12 protein-coding genes and 2 tRNA genes are annotated in these 15039 nt (G+C 55.7%); 5 read left to right on the top strand and 9 right to left on the bottom strand.

The window, feature by feature from the left end:
* Positions 1–4: 4 nt before the first annotated feature.
* The 7 genes from JAO32_RS05960 to JAO32_RS05930 all read right to left on the bottom strand — a co-directional run bounded on the left by JAO32_RS05960 (position 5) and on the right by JAO32_RS05930 (position 10306).
* Positions 5–3754: a TonB-dependent receptor gene (locus tag JAO32_RS05960; RefSeq protein ID WP_334238481.1), complete on the bottom strand. Its 3750-nt coding sequence runs from the start codon at positions 3752–3754 to the stop codon at positions 5–7.
* Between the two features lie 304 nt (positions 3755–4058).
* Entirely contained in the window at positions 4059–5048 is a 990-nt protein-coding gene (locus JAO32_RS05955) for a pectinesterase family protein (RefSeq protein ID WP_334238479.1), read from the bottom strand.
* A 99-nt stretch (positions 5049–5147) separates the two neighbouring features.
* Complete coding sequence (locus tag JAO32_RS05950; protein WP_334238477.1) at positions 5148–6656, bottom strand: GDSL-type esterase/lipase family protein; 1509 nt, start codon at positions 6654–6656, stop codon at positions 5148–5150.
* Positions 6657–6663: 7 nt separating this feature from the next.
* Positions 6664–8046, bottom strand: a complete 1383-nt coding sequence (locus JAO32_RS05945; protein ID WP_334238476.1) for a glycoside hydrolase family 28 protein — start codon at positions 8044–8046, stop codon at positions 6664–6666.
* Positions 8047–8154: 108 nt separating this feature from the next.
* A complete protein-coding gene (locus tag JAO32_RS05940) occupies positions 8155–8976 on the bottom strand; it encodes a VOC family protein (RefSeq protein WP_334238473.1) in 822 nt (273 codons plus the stop codon).
* Positions 8973–9743, bottom strand: a complete 771-nt coding sequence (locus JAO32_RS05935; protein ID WP_334238471.1) for an SDR family oxidoreductase — start codon at positions 9741–9743, stop codon at positions 8973–8975. Before JAO32_RS05935 ends, JAO32_RS05940 begins: the two co-directional genes overlap by 4 nt.
* 62 nt (positions 9744–9805) lie before the next feature.
* Positions 9806–10306 carry a cupin domain-containing protein gene (locus tag JAO32_RS05930; protein WP_334238469.1) on the bottom strand — a complete coding sequence of 167 codons (501 nt, stop codon included), beginning with the start codon at positions 10304–10306 and terminating at the stop codon, positions 9806–9808.
* Positions 10307–10388: 82 nt separating this feature from the next.
* On the opposite strand from JAO32_RS05930, the gene kduI reads away from it, so the two are divergent.
* Positions 10389–11204 (top strand): 5-dehydro-4-deoxy-D-glucuronate isomerase, encoded by an 816-nt coding sequence (kduI, locus tag JAO32_RS05925; RefSeq protein ID WP_334238467.1) that lies wholly within the window; start codon positions 10389–10391, stop codon positions 11202–11204.
* Positions 11205–11239: 35 nt separating this feature from the next.
* Here the strand turns inward: kduI and JAO32_RS05920 are convergent, their stop codons facing one another.
* A complete protein-coding gene (locus JAO32_RS05920; protein WP_334238464.1) occupies positions 11240–12487 on the bottom strand; it encodes a glycoside hydrolase family 88/105 protein in 1248 nt (415 codons plus the stop codon).
* Between the two features lie 162 nt (positions 12488–12649).
* Between JAO32_RS05920 and JAO32_RS05915 the strand changes: the two genes are divergently transcribed.
* Positions 12650–12916: a hypothetical protein gene (locus JAO32_RS05915; RefSeq protein ID WP_334238462.1), complete on the top strand. Its 267-nt coding sequence runs from the start codon at positions 12650–12652 to the stop codon at positions 12914–12916.
* Between the two features lie 87 nt (positions 12917–13003).
* Here the strand turns inward: JAO32_RS05915 and JAO32_RS05910 are convergent, their stop codons facing one another.
* A complete protein-coding gene (locus JAO32_RS05910; RefSeq protein WP_334238460.1) occupies positions 13004–14053 on the bottom strand; it encodes an L-threonylcarbamoyladenylate synthase in 1050 nt (349 codons plus the stop codon).
* Between the two features lie 58 nt (positions 14054–14111).
* Here JAO32_RS05910 and JAO32_RS05905 point away from each other — a divergent pair, with 58 nt between their 5' ends.
* The 3 genes from JAO32_RS05905 to JAO32_RS05895 all read left to right on the top strand — a co-directional run bounded on the left by JAO32_RS05905 (position 14112) and on the right by JAO32_RS05895 (position 15038).
* A complete protein-coding gene (locus JAO32_RS05905; protein WP_334238458.1) occupies positions 14112–14699 on the top strand; it encodes a class IV adenylate cyclase in 588 nt (195 codons plus the stop codon).
* 117 nt (positions 14700–14816) lie between these two features.
* Positions 14817–14891: transfer RNA gene (locus JAO32_RS05900), tRNA-Gly, on the top strand.
* 72 nt (positions 14892–14963) lie between these two features.
* Positions 14964–15038 (top strand) — tRNA-Cys (locus JAO32_RS05895).
* Position 15039 lies beyond the last annotated feature (1 nt).

Raw genomic sequence — 15039 nt, 5'->3', positions numbered from 1 at the left:
AGAGTTAGAACTCGATACGTGCAGCAAGCTGCAGCGCGCGGATATAAGGCACCGTCGTGTCACGAACCTTGGTGCCGTAGCTGGAGGTTCCGAAGGTGCTGATGACGGCATTCGACTGGCTGTAGACAAAGCGTGTGTGATTCGTCACGTTGAAGTAGTCCGCCTCAAGCACCAGCTTCGTGCCTTCATGCCGTCCGGTCGGAATGTCAATCGCCCGGCGAAGGCTCATGTCCAGGTTGTAGTTGCCCGGTTGATACAGTCCCGACAGGGGAGCCGTACGTCCGGTCGTGCTGAACATGTAGTTCGGTGTATTGGCGGTGCTCAGGAATGCGCTGGAATCCAGATACTGCGTGGTTCCCAGATCAGCCGAGGTCTTTGGACGCGTGCTTCCCTTAATCTGTCCGTTACCCGAATAGTTCGGGTTCAGGAACGGGTAGCAAACGTTCTGCGACGGGTTCGTGTTGCACGAGTTCATCACGATGGAAAGCGGTGCGCCCGAATAGGCCTGAAAGATACCCGACAACTTGAACCCGCCGAAGGCCGCCCTTGTGAACGCATTGCCTCCACCCAGGACACCTGTGCCAAAGGGCAGATTGTAAGCACCGGTGACAACGAACTTATGACGCTGATCGCCGAGAGATGCAGCCTTATCCAGTGAACGAGCAGCATGGAACTTTCCATCTGCTGCATAAGCCGCAGGAATGTCGTAGCCAGAGCGGAACGTTCCGTTGTTGTCGATCGACTTTGCCCACTGATAGTTCGTCATGAAGGTGAGGCCGTGCGTCAGACGCTTTGTCATGTACAGCTGCAGCGCGTGAAAGCGGGTGTTGCCAACGAAACCATAGGCATCGCTGATGCTGCCGTACTGTGCATAAGGCTTAAGCGCCTGTGCAATGGATGGGTTCTGCGATCCACCAAAGCTGGCGTACGGTACCGTCACACCTGCTGCTGCCAGATTTGCAGCGGTAGCCGTGTTCGATAGCTGCGTTCCCAATCCCAGATACTTGGGATCAAGCTGGTTGCTGGCAATGCCGCGTCCGTTCAAGCTGTCCGGCTGAAGGAAGTGGCCCTGCGATCCGACGTAGCTGATGGTCAAAGTAGTGCTCGGGGTGATCTCGCGCTGCAGGCCGAAGTTCCAGTTCAGGAACTGCGGTGCACGCCCACCGTAGTACGGGTCAGCGTACGTGGGTGTCTGCGAGGATGCAGTGGTTGCCGTGGTGTACGACGTACCCAGGCCCGGATCAAGCGTCGGAGGCAGGGTGTAGGCCGGGTACGGGTTGTCGATCTTCCAGTACTGCGTTCCCGTCTGGCTGGCCGTAGGTTGAACCACCGTGGTGCTGGGGCTCACGCTATAACCCTGCAGGCCGGAACCCTGACGGCTGGTTGCTGAACCACCATTTGCGTTGCCGTGGGTGTAGATCACGCTGAAGCTTCCGCGGAACACCGTCTTCGGATCAGCCTGATAGGCAAAACCCACACGAGGCCCGAAGTTCTTCATGTAGTCGTGGACAGGGCTGCTGCAGTTGCAAAGTCCGTTGCCATAACCACCGAAAGCAAGGGCGCCCTTAGATCCCGTCAGCGGGTTGGTTGCGTTTGGATCGAAATAGGCGAAGCGGTTCTTCACTTCGCGATACGTCGGGAAGTAATCCCAGCGCAGACCGTAGTCAAGCGTCAGCTTCGACGTGATCTTCCAGTTGTCCTGGAAATATGGCGACTGCGGACGGAAACGACCACCCGTCTCGGGTACTGAAGAAAGCGTGAAACCACCGGAATTGGCTGCTCCCAACATGAAGCTTGCATAGCCCTGGCCGGAGGTCGAAAGCGCAGTTGTGTTGTTGCTGTAGCCCGCAGTCAGTGCATTGCTGAACGTAAGCTGGAGCGGATTTACGCCCGTTGCGTTGTTCAGGAAGTTGTACTGCATCCAAGCAATCTGGTAGCCGAAGGTGAAAGTATGGTTGCCCTTCACCCACTGCAGGTTGTCCAGCAGCACATAACCGTTGGCAACGGGGCGATTGCTGGAATAACCAGCCCAGCGATTGATATTCGTGTTGCCGCTGAACGTGACCGTCGGGAACGAATCCTGAGCCTGGCCCGCGGGGAGTCCTTGGATACCGTTTGCAGCTGCGCCGTAGTTACCACCAATATCCTGGTTGTAGCCAGGGCCGTCATAACGGCCGAAACCATACTTCAGCTGGTTGGTGATGTGCGGCGTGATGGCATACGTGTGCTCAAACAGGAACACCTTCGTCTTCGGCGCAAACTGCTGCGACGAGATGTACGGTGGCGGCATGCCGTTCGACGTGGAGGAGACAGTTACAGCTGCAGGAGCAGTCGTCGCCTGTCGTCCCCACGCCAGCACCACGGAAGCCGCCTGCTTCTGGTTGATCGTCCAGTCAACGCGGTTCGTCGTGGTCCAGTTGTTGAGGCCGGTCTTGTAGTTGACCAGGTAGTTGTTGTTCACATTGCCATTGGTCGGCGCTGGCAGATACGACTGCATGCGCTGCGCAACAGGAGACAGGCGTGAAGCTGGGATGATGTTGTTGGCGAACGGCGTACGCTGATAAGCCTGTGTGGCCTTGCCATTTACATTGATCGTCACAAGCTTGGTGCTGTCCGGATCGTAGATGCAACCTGCAACCGCCTGCGTGGTAGGTGCGGTGCCGCAGCTTGCGGGGCTCGTAACGAACTCGCCAAAGTCACCCGTACGCATACGAGCGGTGGGAATTGTCTCAAGCTGGTACGGCACCTGACGCGAGAAGCGGTAACCTTCATAACCACCAAAGACAAACAACTTGTCCTTAATGATGGGCAAACCTACGAACAAGCCATACTCATGCTGATGCTCGGTAGGCTTTTGAGCTTTACCCGTCACAGGATTAATCGTCTGCTGGAAGCCCCATGTATCCAGACCCGTGTCACGGAAGTAGTCATACACGGCACCGTGGATATTGTTGGTACCACGCTTCACCACGTAGTTCTGTACGCCTTGGCCTTCGTAGATGGCGGAGTAGCCTACAGTCTGCACCTGGAACTGCTCAATCGCGTCCACAGCCATGGACGTCCACACGAAACGCGGATCGCCTTCGCCGGCAACTGACGTGATGGGCACGCCGTTGATGTAGATTGCCGAGACAGCGCCACGGCTGCCGCTACCGTTGACCGAACCTGCGTTTGTCGTCTGGTTGCCGTTGGTGGTCTGCGAATTCACACCCGGAAGCAGAGCGGCGAAGTCCGTTGCACGACGCTGGCCGCCGCCATCCTGAATCAGCGGTAGAGCTGAGTACTGCTCCTGCTCGATGGTGACGCCCAGGGTGGCGTTTGAAGTTTCGAGCGTCGGAGGAGTGTCCACCACAGTGACTGTTTCCGTCGTTTCGCCGGTCGGCAGCGTCAGATCGACGGAGAACGTCTGCAACGCATTAACGTTCACATTCTCCTGCGTAACAGACTTGAAGCCGTCATGCGCAACCGTGATGGTGTACTTGCCCGGATCAAGGGAAAAGCTGTACTCACCCGAGCCGCTCGACTTCAGGCTCTGCAGCTTATTGGTTGCATTGTCCTTGATGGTCACCGTCGCATCGGGAATGGCAGCGCCCGTGTTGTCCACGATGCGGCCATTGATGGCACCCTTACCGGCAAGCTGTGCGCCCGCCGAAAGAGTCATGGTGGCCACCAGGGCGAGGGGCACCGCAATACGCATGGGTTGCAGAAGGCCTGCTCCAAGCGTCATGCGGGAAAGAGGGTTGCGAAACGTCATTGGTTACTCCTGAAGAGACTCGAAAGGTTTTTATTCTCACTACCAGTTAGCTCCCTTTGCACGGCTGGTAGGACATATCTCGGTTTTTAGCGAGAACGGGCGAATACTAGCGGTCACAACATAGCGTCGTCAACCAATTTTCACGGTTTTGAAAAAAGTCCGAGAAAATAGCGAAACGGTTCGCTAATATCCGGCCAGTTTTCGCATTCTTTCAAGTGATTCTCGCTATTGAACCGTTTCGATATGAATCGATTCAGATACCCTTTTTCTTCGCTTTATGCATGAGGTATCGCATATGCACTGCTTAGCGACGACGGCGGAGTGTATCGGCAGCCTTCACCGGGTTCCATCCATCCCCATCAGCCAGAAGTGCTTTTGGCGTGAGTCGCTTCTCTTCTTCCCGGGATAGCGGAGGATAAGCCACAATGCGATTGCCACCATTCACGCCTGGTCCATGGGACAGATATTCGCGATAGGTGCTGGTCTTCAACTTGCCACCCCACTCTGACCACCCGTCGGTCGACAGCATTGGCTGGATATCCGTGTCATAAAACAGCACTGTCGAGTACGTGCGCCACGGCCGCCCCAGCACCAGCTTGTCACCGGGCTGCGAATCTCCAGTGATCCGGCAATGCAGAAAGTAATATCCCGAATCCTCTTCAGGGAACTGGCGGCTCTGCGCCGTAAACATCACGTTGCTGTTATGCCTGGCGTGCAGTTCACAGTGATCGAAAACAGCCTTCGCATCGCCAAAGATGAAGTCAACATGACCTTCGATGTAGCAGTTCCGGAAATACTGTCTTGATGCACGGCATGCCGCGCGGCCCGGTGGTGGTGGACTACCATCCTTCGGCAGATTCTCGTGACATGTACGGCTGTTGGCATACAGCGTGTCCTGTGCCGCAATCAGGCGCACGTTGTCCAGCACGGCACGATCGCTACTCATCAACAGCGCTACAGCCTGCGAGCCTTCTTCGGTGCGTGTATGCTCCAGTTCCCAGGTGTTTTCGATGGTTAGGTTCTCTGCCATAAAACCATCGGCGTCGACACTTACGCTACCGCTCTTTCCAGTGCCACCAGCGCTCTTCGCGGAATCATTCCAGCTCAACACGACATCCTGCGGCTGCTTCCCTGCGCCAATCAGATGTATGTTTGCGGTGTTGATATGAATCTTCTCGCGGTAGGTTCCCGGTGCAATGCGAATCTCTTCGCCGTCGGCAGGCGCATGATCGATCGCTTCCTGCAGCGTATGAAAGTCAGACTTCCCTTCATGCGCTACAGTGACACGTTTCAACGACTGCGCATGGCACGTCATCACACAAGTAAGAGCAGCAAGCAAAGCGAGAGGGGCCCGATACACAGTCCATCCTTTTCAAAGGTGAGTCAATAAGTTTTAGTGTCCGTCTGTAGGCGCCGCCTGAAGAACAGCCAATGCGCCATCTGGAAGCCCATTGACATTCGGCCCTAGCTCAACCTCAACGCGGATTACATTGTCGGCAACCATGCGCCCAAAGAGAGCTTTGCCTTTGTCATTCAGGTGTGTGCGATCCGGCTTGGCAGCGCTGGCGTTTTCTGCTTTCTCATCTGGATGACCCACCATGTCAAAGGTGTCAGCCTGCTGCTGCGTGATACCGCTCAGATACTTCTGCGACACACTGAACAAATCAACAACGGTCACCTTCTCTTCGGCACCCACCTTGCGAACGGAAGCCGCGTAGTCTTCCAATCCATCCTTCACCAGTGCTCCGTCCTTGTAGTTGCGACGAGACAACGGTGTCACCAGAATAGGAATGGCATCAATCGCGCGAACATCGCGGATGAAGCGGCGCAGATTCTCCGCGTAGAGTCCATCCGCATCCGCATGACGCTTTGGATCGGGCTTTTGATCGTTATGACCGAACTGGATGAAGTAGTAATTCCCCTTCTCATCCAATGCCTTTTGCCACAGGCCTTCGTCGATGTAACTCTTCGTGCTGCGACCATTCATGGCCATATCCACGCACGAGACATTCGACGTTAATGTGGCGCAGAACCCCGGTCCCCATCCACCTTCTGTGGCAACCGTGGAATCCCCAGTAAGAACAATTTTGAACGGCGCCTGCTGTATGACGCGCATGGCCAGTTGTCCTTCTGGTGGCAACATTGCAGCCTGTGAAAGCACGAACTTCTTCAACGCTGGCACAGCGTTTCCGAGATCCACTGCAACCATACGGCCAAAGACATAACTTCCCTGCCAATTCAGGTGCGTCTTGTCAGCAATCGTCTTTCCCTGCCCGTCCTTCTTCGTGATCCCGAGCTTGTTGCCAGCTGCCTCACCAACACTATCCAGGTACGTGATGCTTTCACTCTGAAGGTCGATCAACGGCACATGCATGTCTGTAGCGACGCGCTTCATCACAGCAGCATGCCCTAGCAGATCGCTATGGATCTTTCCGTCCGCTTGGAAGTAACGCCGCGTCAAAGGCGTTACCAACACTGGCTTGATGCTGTGGCTTCGCGCTTCCGTCACAAAGTTCCGCAGGTTCTGCTCGTACACAGCGATTGGAACCTGCCGATCGTTATGCTCGGCCGACTCCATGTCATTGTGGCCAAACTGAATCAACATGTAATCCGGCTTTGTGGCGAGAGTACGATCCCATAATCCAAGTTCGCGATACGTCTTGGTGCTCGCACCACCTTTGGCCACGTTGAGGCAATCGACTTGCGACGATAGATTCGCACAAAAGCCGCGACCATATCCTGCATTGTCCGTTTGGGTTGAATCTCCGATCAGGTCAACACGAACCGAGGTGCCCGTCCTGCGTTGTGCAGGATTGTTGCCGACGTATGCATCCTGTGCCACAGCACCGATCGTGCTTGCAACAAGAAGCACTGCAGAGAGTGAGTATTTCTGCCACGACATGATCGCGTTAATCCTCATAAGGAACAAACTTGCCATCGCAAGAGATGGTGGACTTCACTGCCGGCGGCGTCGCAGGATTGCTCGTTACGCCCTCACCCGAGAAACTCAGATTCGTGCCTTTCGCTCCGTAGGTGAATGCAGCAAACCGAGCACGCATCTGCTTCGGCTGAATCCCGCGCACTTCTACGCCGTTCAGTGTGACTTCGCTGATATGGTCTTTGTTCAACCCAGCTACCTGAACGATCCCCGGAGTGAGACTCAGTACGTCTTCGATGTGAATATCCTTGTAATCCGGGGTCATATCGCCCTTCAGCCCGGTGTCTTCAATACCGTCGGTTGTTTGTCCTGTGTAGAACGGCGAAATGGAAATCGGCATCGCCACGTTGCGCATACACACATTGCGATACGTCACACCGCGCACCATGCCACCACGCTGCACATTGCTTTTAATGCGAATACCACTGGTGGTGTGATCCAGCGTCAGCGTGTCCACGTAGATATCCGATTCATCGCGTGCCTCGGAACCCATTGACATACCGTGACCGCTGTAGAAGTGATTGTCCAATACGCTCATGTGGTGCACGCTGGCCTTGATGGCAATATTGTCATCGCCGTTATCAATCCAGCTCTTGGCCACGGTCACATTCTCTGAGGAACCAGGATCGATGCCGTCGGTATTGCGTGCATCCGTGCCACGCACAGTGGGCGTCAGCAGATGAACGCCCCACGCTGTAAAGCCATTCGTATTGTTCACCGTCACGTGAAAATTCGGCGAGTTATGCAGCCGAATGCGATAAAGGATCAATCCATCCGCATGATTCGCAACAATGAGTCGCGGTGCGGAGTATTTCGTTCCGGTGGGTTCCATGGCGCGTGACTGTTGCCACCACGTAAAGGATTTACCAAGTATCTGCTTATCACCACGGCCATCGATTACACCTTCGCCCATGACGGCTGCGTTCTTCACGTCACGCACATTGATCAGCGCAAGACAGTTCTTTGCCTGTGGCCCTGTAATGCCGCAGGTATCCGGCGTCGCATCAAACAGCCGCGGATCGCGCGAAGCGTACAACGTCACGCCTTTTTCTATCAGCAGCGTTACGCCATTGCGCAGTTCCAGTGGTCCACTAAGAAATGCATTGGAAGCACCGTCTGCCCTGAGCGCCACTGCTTTGCCTTCGCCGCAGTGATCCATTGCTTTCTGGATGCGTGCGGAATCGAGCTTCTGTTCATCTTCTTCGCGCAAGGCATTTTTCGTTGCCTGAAGCTGAGCCTTCAACACGGTGCAGGTGGGAGGAATCACGGGTTCAGTGACGTGCCGCGTGTCCTGTGCGTGGAGGAGAAGCGGCGAACCAAACAGCAGAGCAACTGCGGATACGTAGCGTTTCAAGTGGATTCCAGTCTGATGCGGATTCGATCCGATGCATCGCAACTATAGGAGTCCAGATTCACTGTCGTCAATCAATATCGAAACGTTTCATATTCTGGCGTGACGCGGCTACCGTAAAGTGAACACCAGCAGGTTGCCGTCTGGATCACGGACCAATACACGATGCTCTTGCACTGTTGCAGAAACTCCGCGATTTTTCAGCTTTCGCAACGTTTTTTTCTCTTTTACCCCGGTAAAAACCAGCACAAGCTTTTCCGGCGAACTCTCCGGCAGAAAAGCGAATGCGCTGTCCTTTTCATCGGCAGGAGACGTTACGTGCGCGCCCTCGCGCATGCCCCCATCCACAAAGTTCATCTTCTGGATGAAATACGCTGCCGTAGCTGCCGGATCCTTCATAGGGACCACGGCTGCGGCAAGATGTGTTGCGATCCGGTCCGTGCCCAGGTGCTGGCCGAAATCATTGCTGTGCTTTGAACCGGGAAGGTATTCCGTAATCTCTTCGGTCTGCCCCTCCGGCCCCCTCCATGCCAGCAGCATGTTCCCCGCCCCCGCCTTGCGTACCGGTGGTGCAACCACGCCATTGGCGGTGTAAATGGGATACAAACCCGGCAGGTTCACTGCTTCAAAGCACACATGCAGAAACGCCGCGGTTTGTTCCGCGCTTGCCGGATACAGCTCCAAGTATTGGCGGTCATTCAGTTTGACGAACGCCTCCGTCACCTTGCCGTCTTTGGAGATTTCAAACGGTTGCGCGAAGCCGAGCTTTTCGTAAAACGCACGGGATGCCTGCAGATCCGCCACACGAATTGCCACATGCGCAATACCCACGATCGCGGGTTTCTGGGTCGCGCTCGGCGAAACGACCTGCGCGTGGAGCGTCGACAGTAGCATCGCAGACAAAAGCGCCAAACTGGCAAAGGTCTTTTTCATCGCGCCATCCATCCCCCGTCCACGGTCAGGACGGTACCGGTCACGTAATCGCTGGCAGCAGACGACAGGAAGAGCGTTGCGCCGACGAGATCCGAAGGCTGTCCCCAGCGCCCTGCCGGGATGCGCTCCAGAATTTGTCGATTGCGCGTTTCGTCGGCCTGCAATGCTTCGGTATTCGTCGTTGCAAAATAGCCAGGGGCAATGGCATTCACCTGAATCTGTTTCACGGCCCACTCATTCGCCAGCGCCTTCGTCAGTTGGGCCACGCCGCCCTTGGACGCCGCATAGGCGGGTACACGAATGCCTCCTTGAAAACTCAGCAGCGAGGCGATGTTCACGATCTTGCCCGGTGCGCTGCGGCCGATCAGGTCGCGCCCTACGAGTTGCGAAAGCTGGAAAACGCTCGTCAGATTCACCTGGAGAACGCGCTGCCAGTCTTCCAGCAGCACGTTCTCTGCTTCGTTGCGGTGGATCATCCCCGCGTTGTTGATCAGGATGTCGACATGGCCGAACTTCGCCTTCACCTGATCGAACAACGTGCGTGCGCCGTCCGTTTCGGACAAATCTGACTGGAAGGCTGCCGCAGAATCGCCAATTACAGCCGCAGTTTCATCCGCTGGACGGCGGTTTCCGTGCACAGCAACGGACGCACCAGCCTGGGCAAGCCCCACGGCAATGGCAGCACCCAGGCCGCTGGCGGAGCCGGTCACCAGCGCCACCTTCCCATCCAACCGAAACAGATCCAGCGAAGAAACAGAAGTCGACATAGCTGCATGTCACTCTATGCGCCACACGTCACACTCTGCAAATACGTTTCGATAGAACCGACTTAACGTGCAATTCCTTCGGACGAGATCAGGTAGAACGTCACCTTGTCTGCAGTGGTGCGCTTGTGCAGGGTACCGCGCGGAATCACCAGAACATCACCTTTCTTCAACTCCACCCGGCTGGCACCGTCCGCCGATGGTGCAAGCCATTCGCCCGGCTTCACGTTGCGACCATTTTTCGGTGCTCCGCCAAGCTCGTACACCGTGGAGCCTTCCAATACCTGGAGGATATGGTCGCGGCCTTCGTGCCACTCAAATTCCTTCGCAGCTTTCTTCTCCTCCACGGTCATCACCATGGTCAATCCAGCAGAGCCTTTGAACAGGTTGTCGTTGCCTGGAGCAGCGCCCAGATTCTTCCTCGAGGCTTCTAGTTTTTCGTCCGAGAACAACTGAAACGGCTCGGGATGCGGGATCGCCTGCGCCGGTGTCTCCATCAAAGGAAGAGCCAAAGCAGTGAGCGATGCGGACGAAAGAAAACTGCGGCGAGTGGATGTCATAGCCATGGTGTGTGAAGCATACATGCGCGTTCACACTTGCGGCTAGATCATTACGGCTCGCTATACTGCACACATGAAACTGCTTCAAATGTCCGATCCCGTGCGCTTTCCCCGCATGACCACTGCAGAATTGCGCGAGACCTTCCTGCTGGAAAATCTCTTCACCGCAGGTGCGATCGATCTGGTCTACGTTGATCTGGACCGCACCGTGATTGGCTCTGCTGTTCCGACAATGACTCCACTTCATCTCGAAACGCAGCCGGAATTGCGCGCAGAGTTCTTCTGTGAGCGTCGTGAGCTTGGCGTACTGAATGTCGGTGGCACTGGCACCATCACCGTGGATGGCGAGCGTTATCCCATGGAGAAACTTAGCTGCCTCTACGTTGGTCGCGGCAGTAAGACTGTCTCTTTTGAGAGCAACAATGCCGACGAACCTGCAGCCTTTTATCTACTGAGTTATCCAGCACACGCGGACTATCCCACAAAATCAGTTGCATTCAAAGACCTGCAAGGACTGCAACTTGGCACCGTGGAAACGTGCAATAAGCGCACGATTTACAAGGCTATTTATCGCGACGGCATTCGTTCCTGCCAGCTTGTGATGGGCTTCACTTTGCTTGATGCAGGATCAAACCTGAATACCATGCCACCGCACACGCATATGCGTCGTTCTGAGGTGTACATGTACTTCGACGTTGATCCGGCACACCGCGTGCTGCATCTGATGGGGCCGCCGAAGGAGACCCGTCATCTTGTCGTTGCCAATCGTGAAGTAGCTGTTTCACCAGGATGGAGCATCCATGCAGGCGCAGGCACCAGCGCCTACGGTTTCTGCTGGGGCATGGGCGGTGAGAATCAGGCGTACGACGACATGGACGGCGTCAGCATTGCCGATCTAAAGTAAACAAAACTAACCAACGTGAATGAAACGGTCCGCACCTACTTCGTGCGGGCCGTTTTCTTTGCAAGCATCTGTATTTCGCTTGTAGCGAGAAGATACGCGCCGATGCCCTTCGCATCCTTATCGCCTACAGCTTCGTGCACATAGTAGCTGTAATCACCTGCGCGATACGGCTTGCCCCCTAGACCACTCACCTTTACCGTTCCGTGCAATGTGACCTTGCCGTTGCTATCTGTGGTGATGAACTCTTTCTCGATGCCGAGCCAGCCTTTCACCGCATTTGATCGATACTTCTCTGGCAAATAGCCCAACCGCACGCCCTTTGCCAGTGCATAAGTAAACATGGCACTTGCGGATGCCTCGCGGAAGTTACCAGCCTGTCCGCCCTTGTCCATCACGTCCCACCATGTGCCGTTCTCAGCATCCTGATACTTTGCAGCCCCCTCGGCAACATGCTGCAACACGGCAATCAGCTTTGCGCGTTGCGGATGGTTCGTTGGAAACGATGGAATGGTATCGACCAGCGCCATTGCATACCAACCCAATGCACGCGCCCATACTTCCTGCGAAAGCCCCGTCGATTTATCGGCCCACGGCTGTTCTTTGCTCGCGTCCCATCCGTGGCGCAGCAATCCTGTCTTTGGATCGCGCATGTGTTCGTCCATCAGAAGAAGCTGTTTGGCGATGTCGTCAAACTCACCTGCAACATGGAAGGTCTTCGCATACCCCGCGCGAAATGGCTCCCCCATGTACGCGCCGTCAAGCCACATCTGATTCGGGTAAATCTGCTTATGCCAATAGCCACCCAATGAGTTCCGCGGCATCGTCTGAAACTGATTGAAGATCAGCTTCGCCGCTTTCGCATAACGTTGATCGCCAGTTTTCTCATACACCGCGAGGATGGCGCGACCAGGCTCCAGATTGTCCAGCGTATGCAGTTCGGGGTTGAAAGCCTTGCCGGGTTCTGTCGTCACATTGCCGTCTTTATCTACCCAACGGTCAATCGTTGCGCGTACATAGGCAAAGGCGTTCGCATCATCTGCTGCTCGGGACTGCGCTGTCATGCCATCCAGTAGCGTGCCTACCTCATAAGCCCACGCGCCCGGCCGAGCCTGCGTGGTGATGACACCTGCGGGCCAATCCTGTTCCACGGTGCGGGCCATCGCTGCGCCTTGTGTGGCAGCTTTTTGGGAGACTGCATCCAAAGTCTGTCCATGCATTGGCGCAACCGCCGATAACACCATTACAGCCAACGCGAACCGAACCCCGAAGACACGAACAGACATGAAACCTCTTCCGGACAACCATTTTCACCAATGTTCTGCATTGAGAAAAACGTTTTTAGACTTCCTACGCCCAAATACTACGGCATGGAATACGCGTTCGTCAGATTCACGCTCCGCAATATCCCGCGAAGAGGCACGCCGCCTGATATTCTTCCCCTTGAGATGACTACCGTTGACGTGCTCTACCACTTCGAGATCACCCCGAGCGAACGCTCCGTTCTGGCCATTGCGCGCATCCGTGAGGTTTACGGTATTCGCCGCGTCACGCTAGACGAACGCGCTAAGACGATTGGACTTGAGTACGACGCAACACGCCTGACCGAACCCGCTGTGCGCCAGCTTGTGCGTCGCGCCGGTGTCATGCTGGTCGATCCGCCATCGCCGGAAGAACCGCTGGAAATTGATGACCCGGCAGTTGTTCCGGCTTAAAGAAGGCTTGCAAGACAAAACAGCACTGCATGATCTGAGCGATCATGCAGTGCTGTTTTCAATTCAGAAGCCGTTTAGCGTTTTCCGTTAAGCATCACGAGCGGCCTTAAGCAGGCGGTCGCGAATGGCCTCGACCAAGGGTTCTTCACTGGAGGCAGGCAGAGGGCAGACGATAGTGCGAACTCCCTTTTCATCGAGCGTACGCAGCCCTGTGTAGAGTGTTCTTGCCAACGAGGCAGGATCACTCCACGCCTCCCACGCAAACACTTTACCGCTCCATCCGCTTGCCTTCCAGCCCTTGGGCAGCATCACGCCGGTGTGCTCAGGCGTAACGTGCAATAGCAGATCGTCCATGTCCGCCTGAGTGTGTACCAGCATCACGTTTGCCTTTGGTGCGTAATGCCGAATACCCACACCCGGCGAGGGAAGGCTCTCTGGTTTTGCGGCGGGCTTGGTGACGTCTTCACGACGGTAGTAGACGGTAACAGGCTTACCCAACACTGCTTCGATCTGGGCGCGACTCACGCCTCCCTGGCGATAAAGCACCCGTGCCACCGGATCCAGCACTGTCGATTCCACGCCGATCTCTGACGGACCGGCATCCAGCACGGCATCGATCCGCCCATCCAGATCTGCCAACACATGTGCGACGGTCGTGGGGCTAACGTGGCCAAAGAGATTGGCGCTGGGCGCGGCCAGCGGTAGTCCGGCTCGATGAATCAGTTCCTGCGGCGTCTTGTGCGCAGGCATTCTCACGCCGACCAGTTCTCGTCCCGCAGTCACTGTATCGGATAGGTTCGGATGGCGCGGCAGCAGCAGCGTCAACGGGCCGGGCCAGAATTTCTCCATCAGCATCAGCGCGGCGGTAGGCACCTCACGCACCACGCGGGAGAGCATCACCATATCGCTTACATGGACGATCAGCGGATCCCAGCTTGGGCGTTTCTTGGCTGCGAAGATGGCGGCCACGGATTTTTCGTCAAGAGCGTTAGCGGCCAGACCGTATACGGTCTCGGTTGGCATGGCGACCAGGCCACCATCCTGAAGGATCTTGGCCGCCCTGTCGATGTCCGCGGGTAGATTTGCCTGAAGATGCAGCGTTCGTTGTGCAGAGGAAGAAGATGTCGCAATTTTCACCGGACTATACTGCCCACTTTCTCGTACCGTTCGCAAGTACCCATGCCTATACTTTGATATGCAGCACGCGGAGATTGAGCTCAAGTTCCGTGTCGGCGATGCGCGCGAGTTCCATACGCGCGCCCTGCGCGCCGGCTTCCAGATTCATACCGAACGCACGCTCGAACGCAACACCCTCTTCGATACGCCGGAACGACGCCTGCTTACAGAGCGGCAAATTCTGCGGCTACGCGAATACAACGGCCGCAATCTGCTTACCCACAAGAAACCGCCGCCTGACAACGACGATACCTCGTTCTACAAAGAACGCATGGAAACCGAAACGGACGTTACTGATCCCGACGCATTAGCCGCTGTGTTTCTTGAGCTAGGTTACGGCCCCGTCTTTCGCTATGAAAAATTCCGCACGGAGTTTCGCGATGGCAACGGCGAACTTTTGCTGGATGAGACTCCCATTGGCATCTTTGCTGAACTGGAAGGCGCGCCGGAGTGGATTGATCGCGCGCTGGAAAGGCTCAACATCTCTCGCGATCTGTGCTTTACCAATAGCTATGGTCGTATGTTTCTGGATTGGAAAGAACGCAGCGAGTCTTCTGCGGAAAATATGACGTTTGAGGAGATCGAAGCATCGCGGGCTTTGGCGTAAGTTACATCCGCTGAAGCAGGAACCAGAATATGTAACTGCTTTCCACAGCAGATGTTATTCCGAGGGCGAGCGCACGTTGACCGCAGCCCTCTCATTCGATATAGTTAATCTTGTTGAGCGGGAGTAGCTCAGTGGTAGAGTGCTTCCTTGCCAAGGAAGATGTCGCGGGTTCAAATCCCGTCTCCCGCTCCATTTAAACCTTCCTCCGATCCCCAAATGGAGTTGCAAGGATCGCACGTTCCCTCCTCTCTCGAATGTGCAAGCGGCGCGGTACCCAAGTGGTAAGGGAGAGGTCTGCAAAACCTTTATGCGTCGGTTCGATTCCGACCCGCGCCTCCAT

Origin of the sequence: Terriglobus sp. ADX1, assembly GCF_036877645.1 — a bacterium.
Classification (GTDB): domain Bacteria; phylum Acidobacteriota; class Terriglobia; order Terriglobales; family Acidobacteriaceae; genus Terriglobus.
This window is presented reverse-complemented; position numbering and strand designations above follow the sequence as displayed.

Bases quoted from the DNA above. Each gene is read 5' to 3' on its own strand.
- JAO32_RS05960 (WP_334238481.1), bottom strand. From the start codon at position 3,754: ATGACGTTTCGCAACCCTCTTTCCCGCATGACGCTTGGAGCAGGCCTT.
- JAO32_RS05950 (WP_334238477.1), bottom strand. From the start codon at position 6,656: ATGTCGTGGCAGAAATACTCACTCTCTGCAGTGCTTCTTGTTGCAAGC.
- JAO32_RS05940 (WP_334238473.1), bottom strand. From the start codon at position 8,976: ATGAAAAAGACCTTTGCCAGTTTGGCGCTTTTGTCTGCGATGCTACTG.
- JAO32_RS05935 (WP_334238471.1), bottom strand. From the start codon at position 9,743: ATGTCGACTTCTGTTTCTTCGCTGGATCTGTTTCGGTTGGATGGGAAG.
- JAO32_RS05930 (WP_334238469.1), bottom strand. From the start codon at position 10,306: ATGGCTATGACATCCACTCGCCGCAGTTTTCTTTCGTCCGCATCGCTC.
- kduI (WP_334238467.1), top strand. From the start codon at position 10,389: ATGTCCGATCCCGTGCGCTTTCCCCGCATGACCACTGCAGAATTGCGC.
- JAO32_RS05920 (WP_334238464.1), bottom strand. From the start codon at position 12,487: ATGTCTGTTCGTGTCTTCGGGGTTCGGTTCGCGTTGGCTGTAATGGTG.
- JAO32_RS05915 (WP_334238462.1), top strand. From the start codon at position 12,650: ATGACTACCGTTGACGTGCTCTACCACTTCGAGATCACCCCGAGCGAA.
- JAO32_RS05905 (WP_334238458.1), top strand. From the start codon at position 14,112: ATGCAGCACGCGGAGATTGAGCTCAAGTTCCGTGTCGGCGATGCGCGC.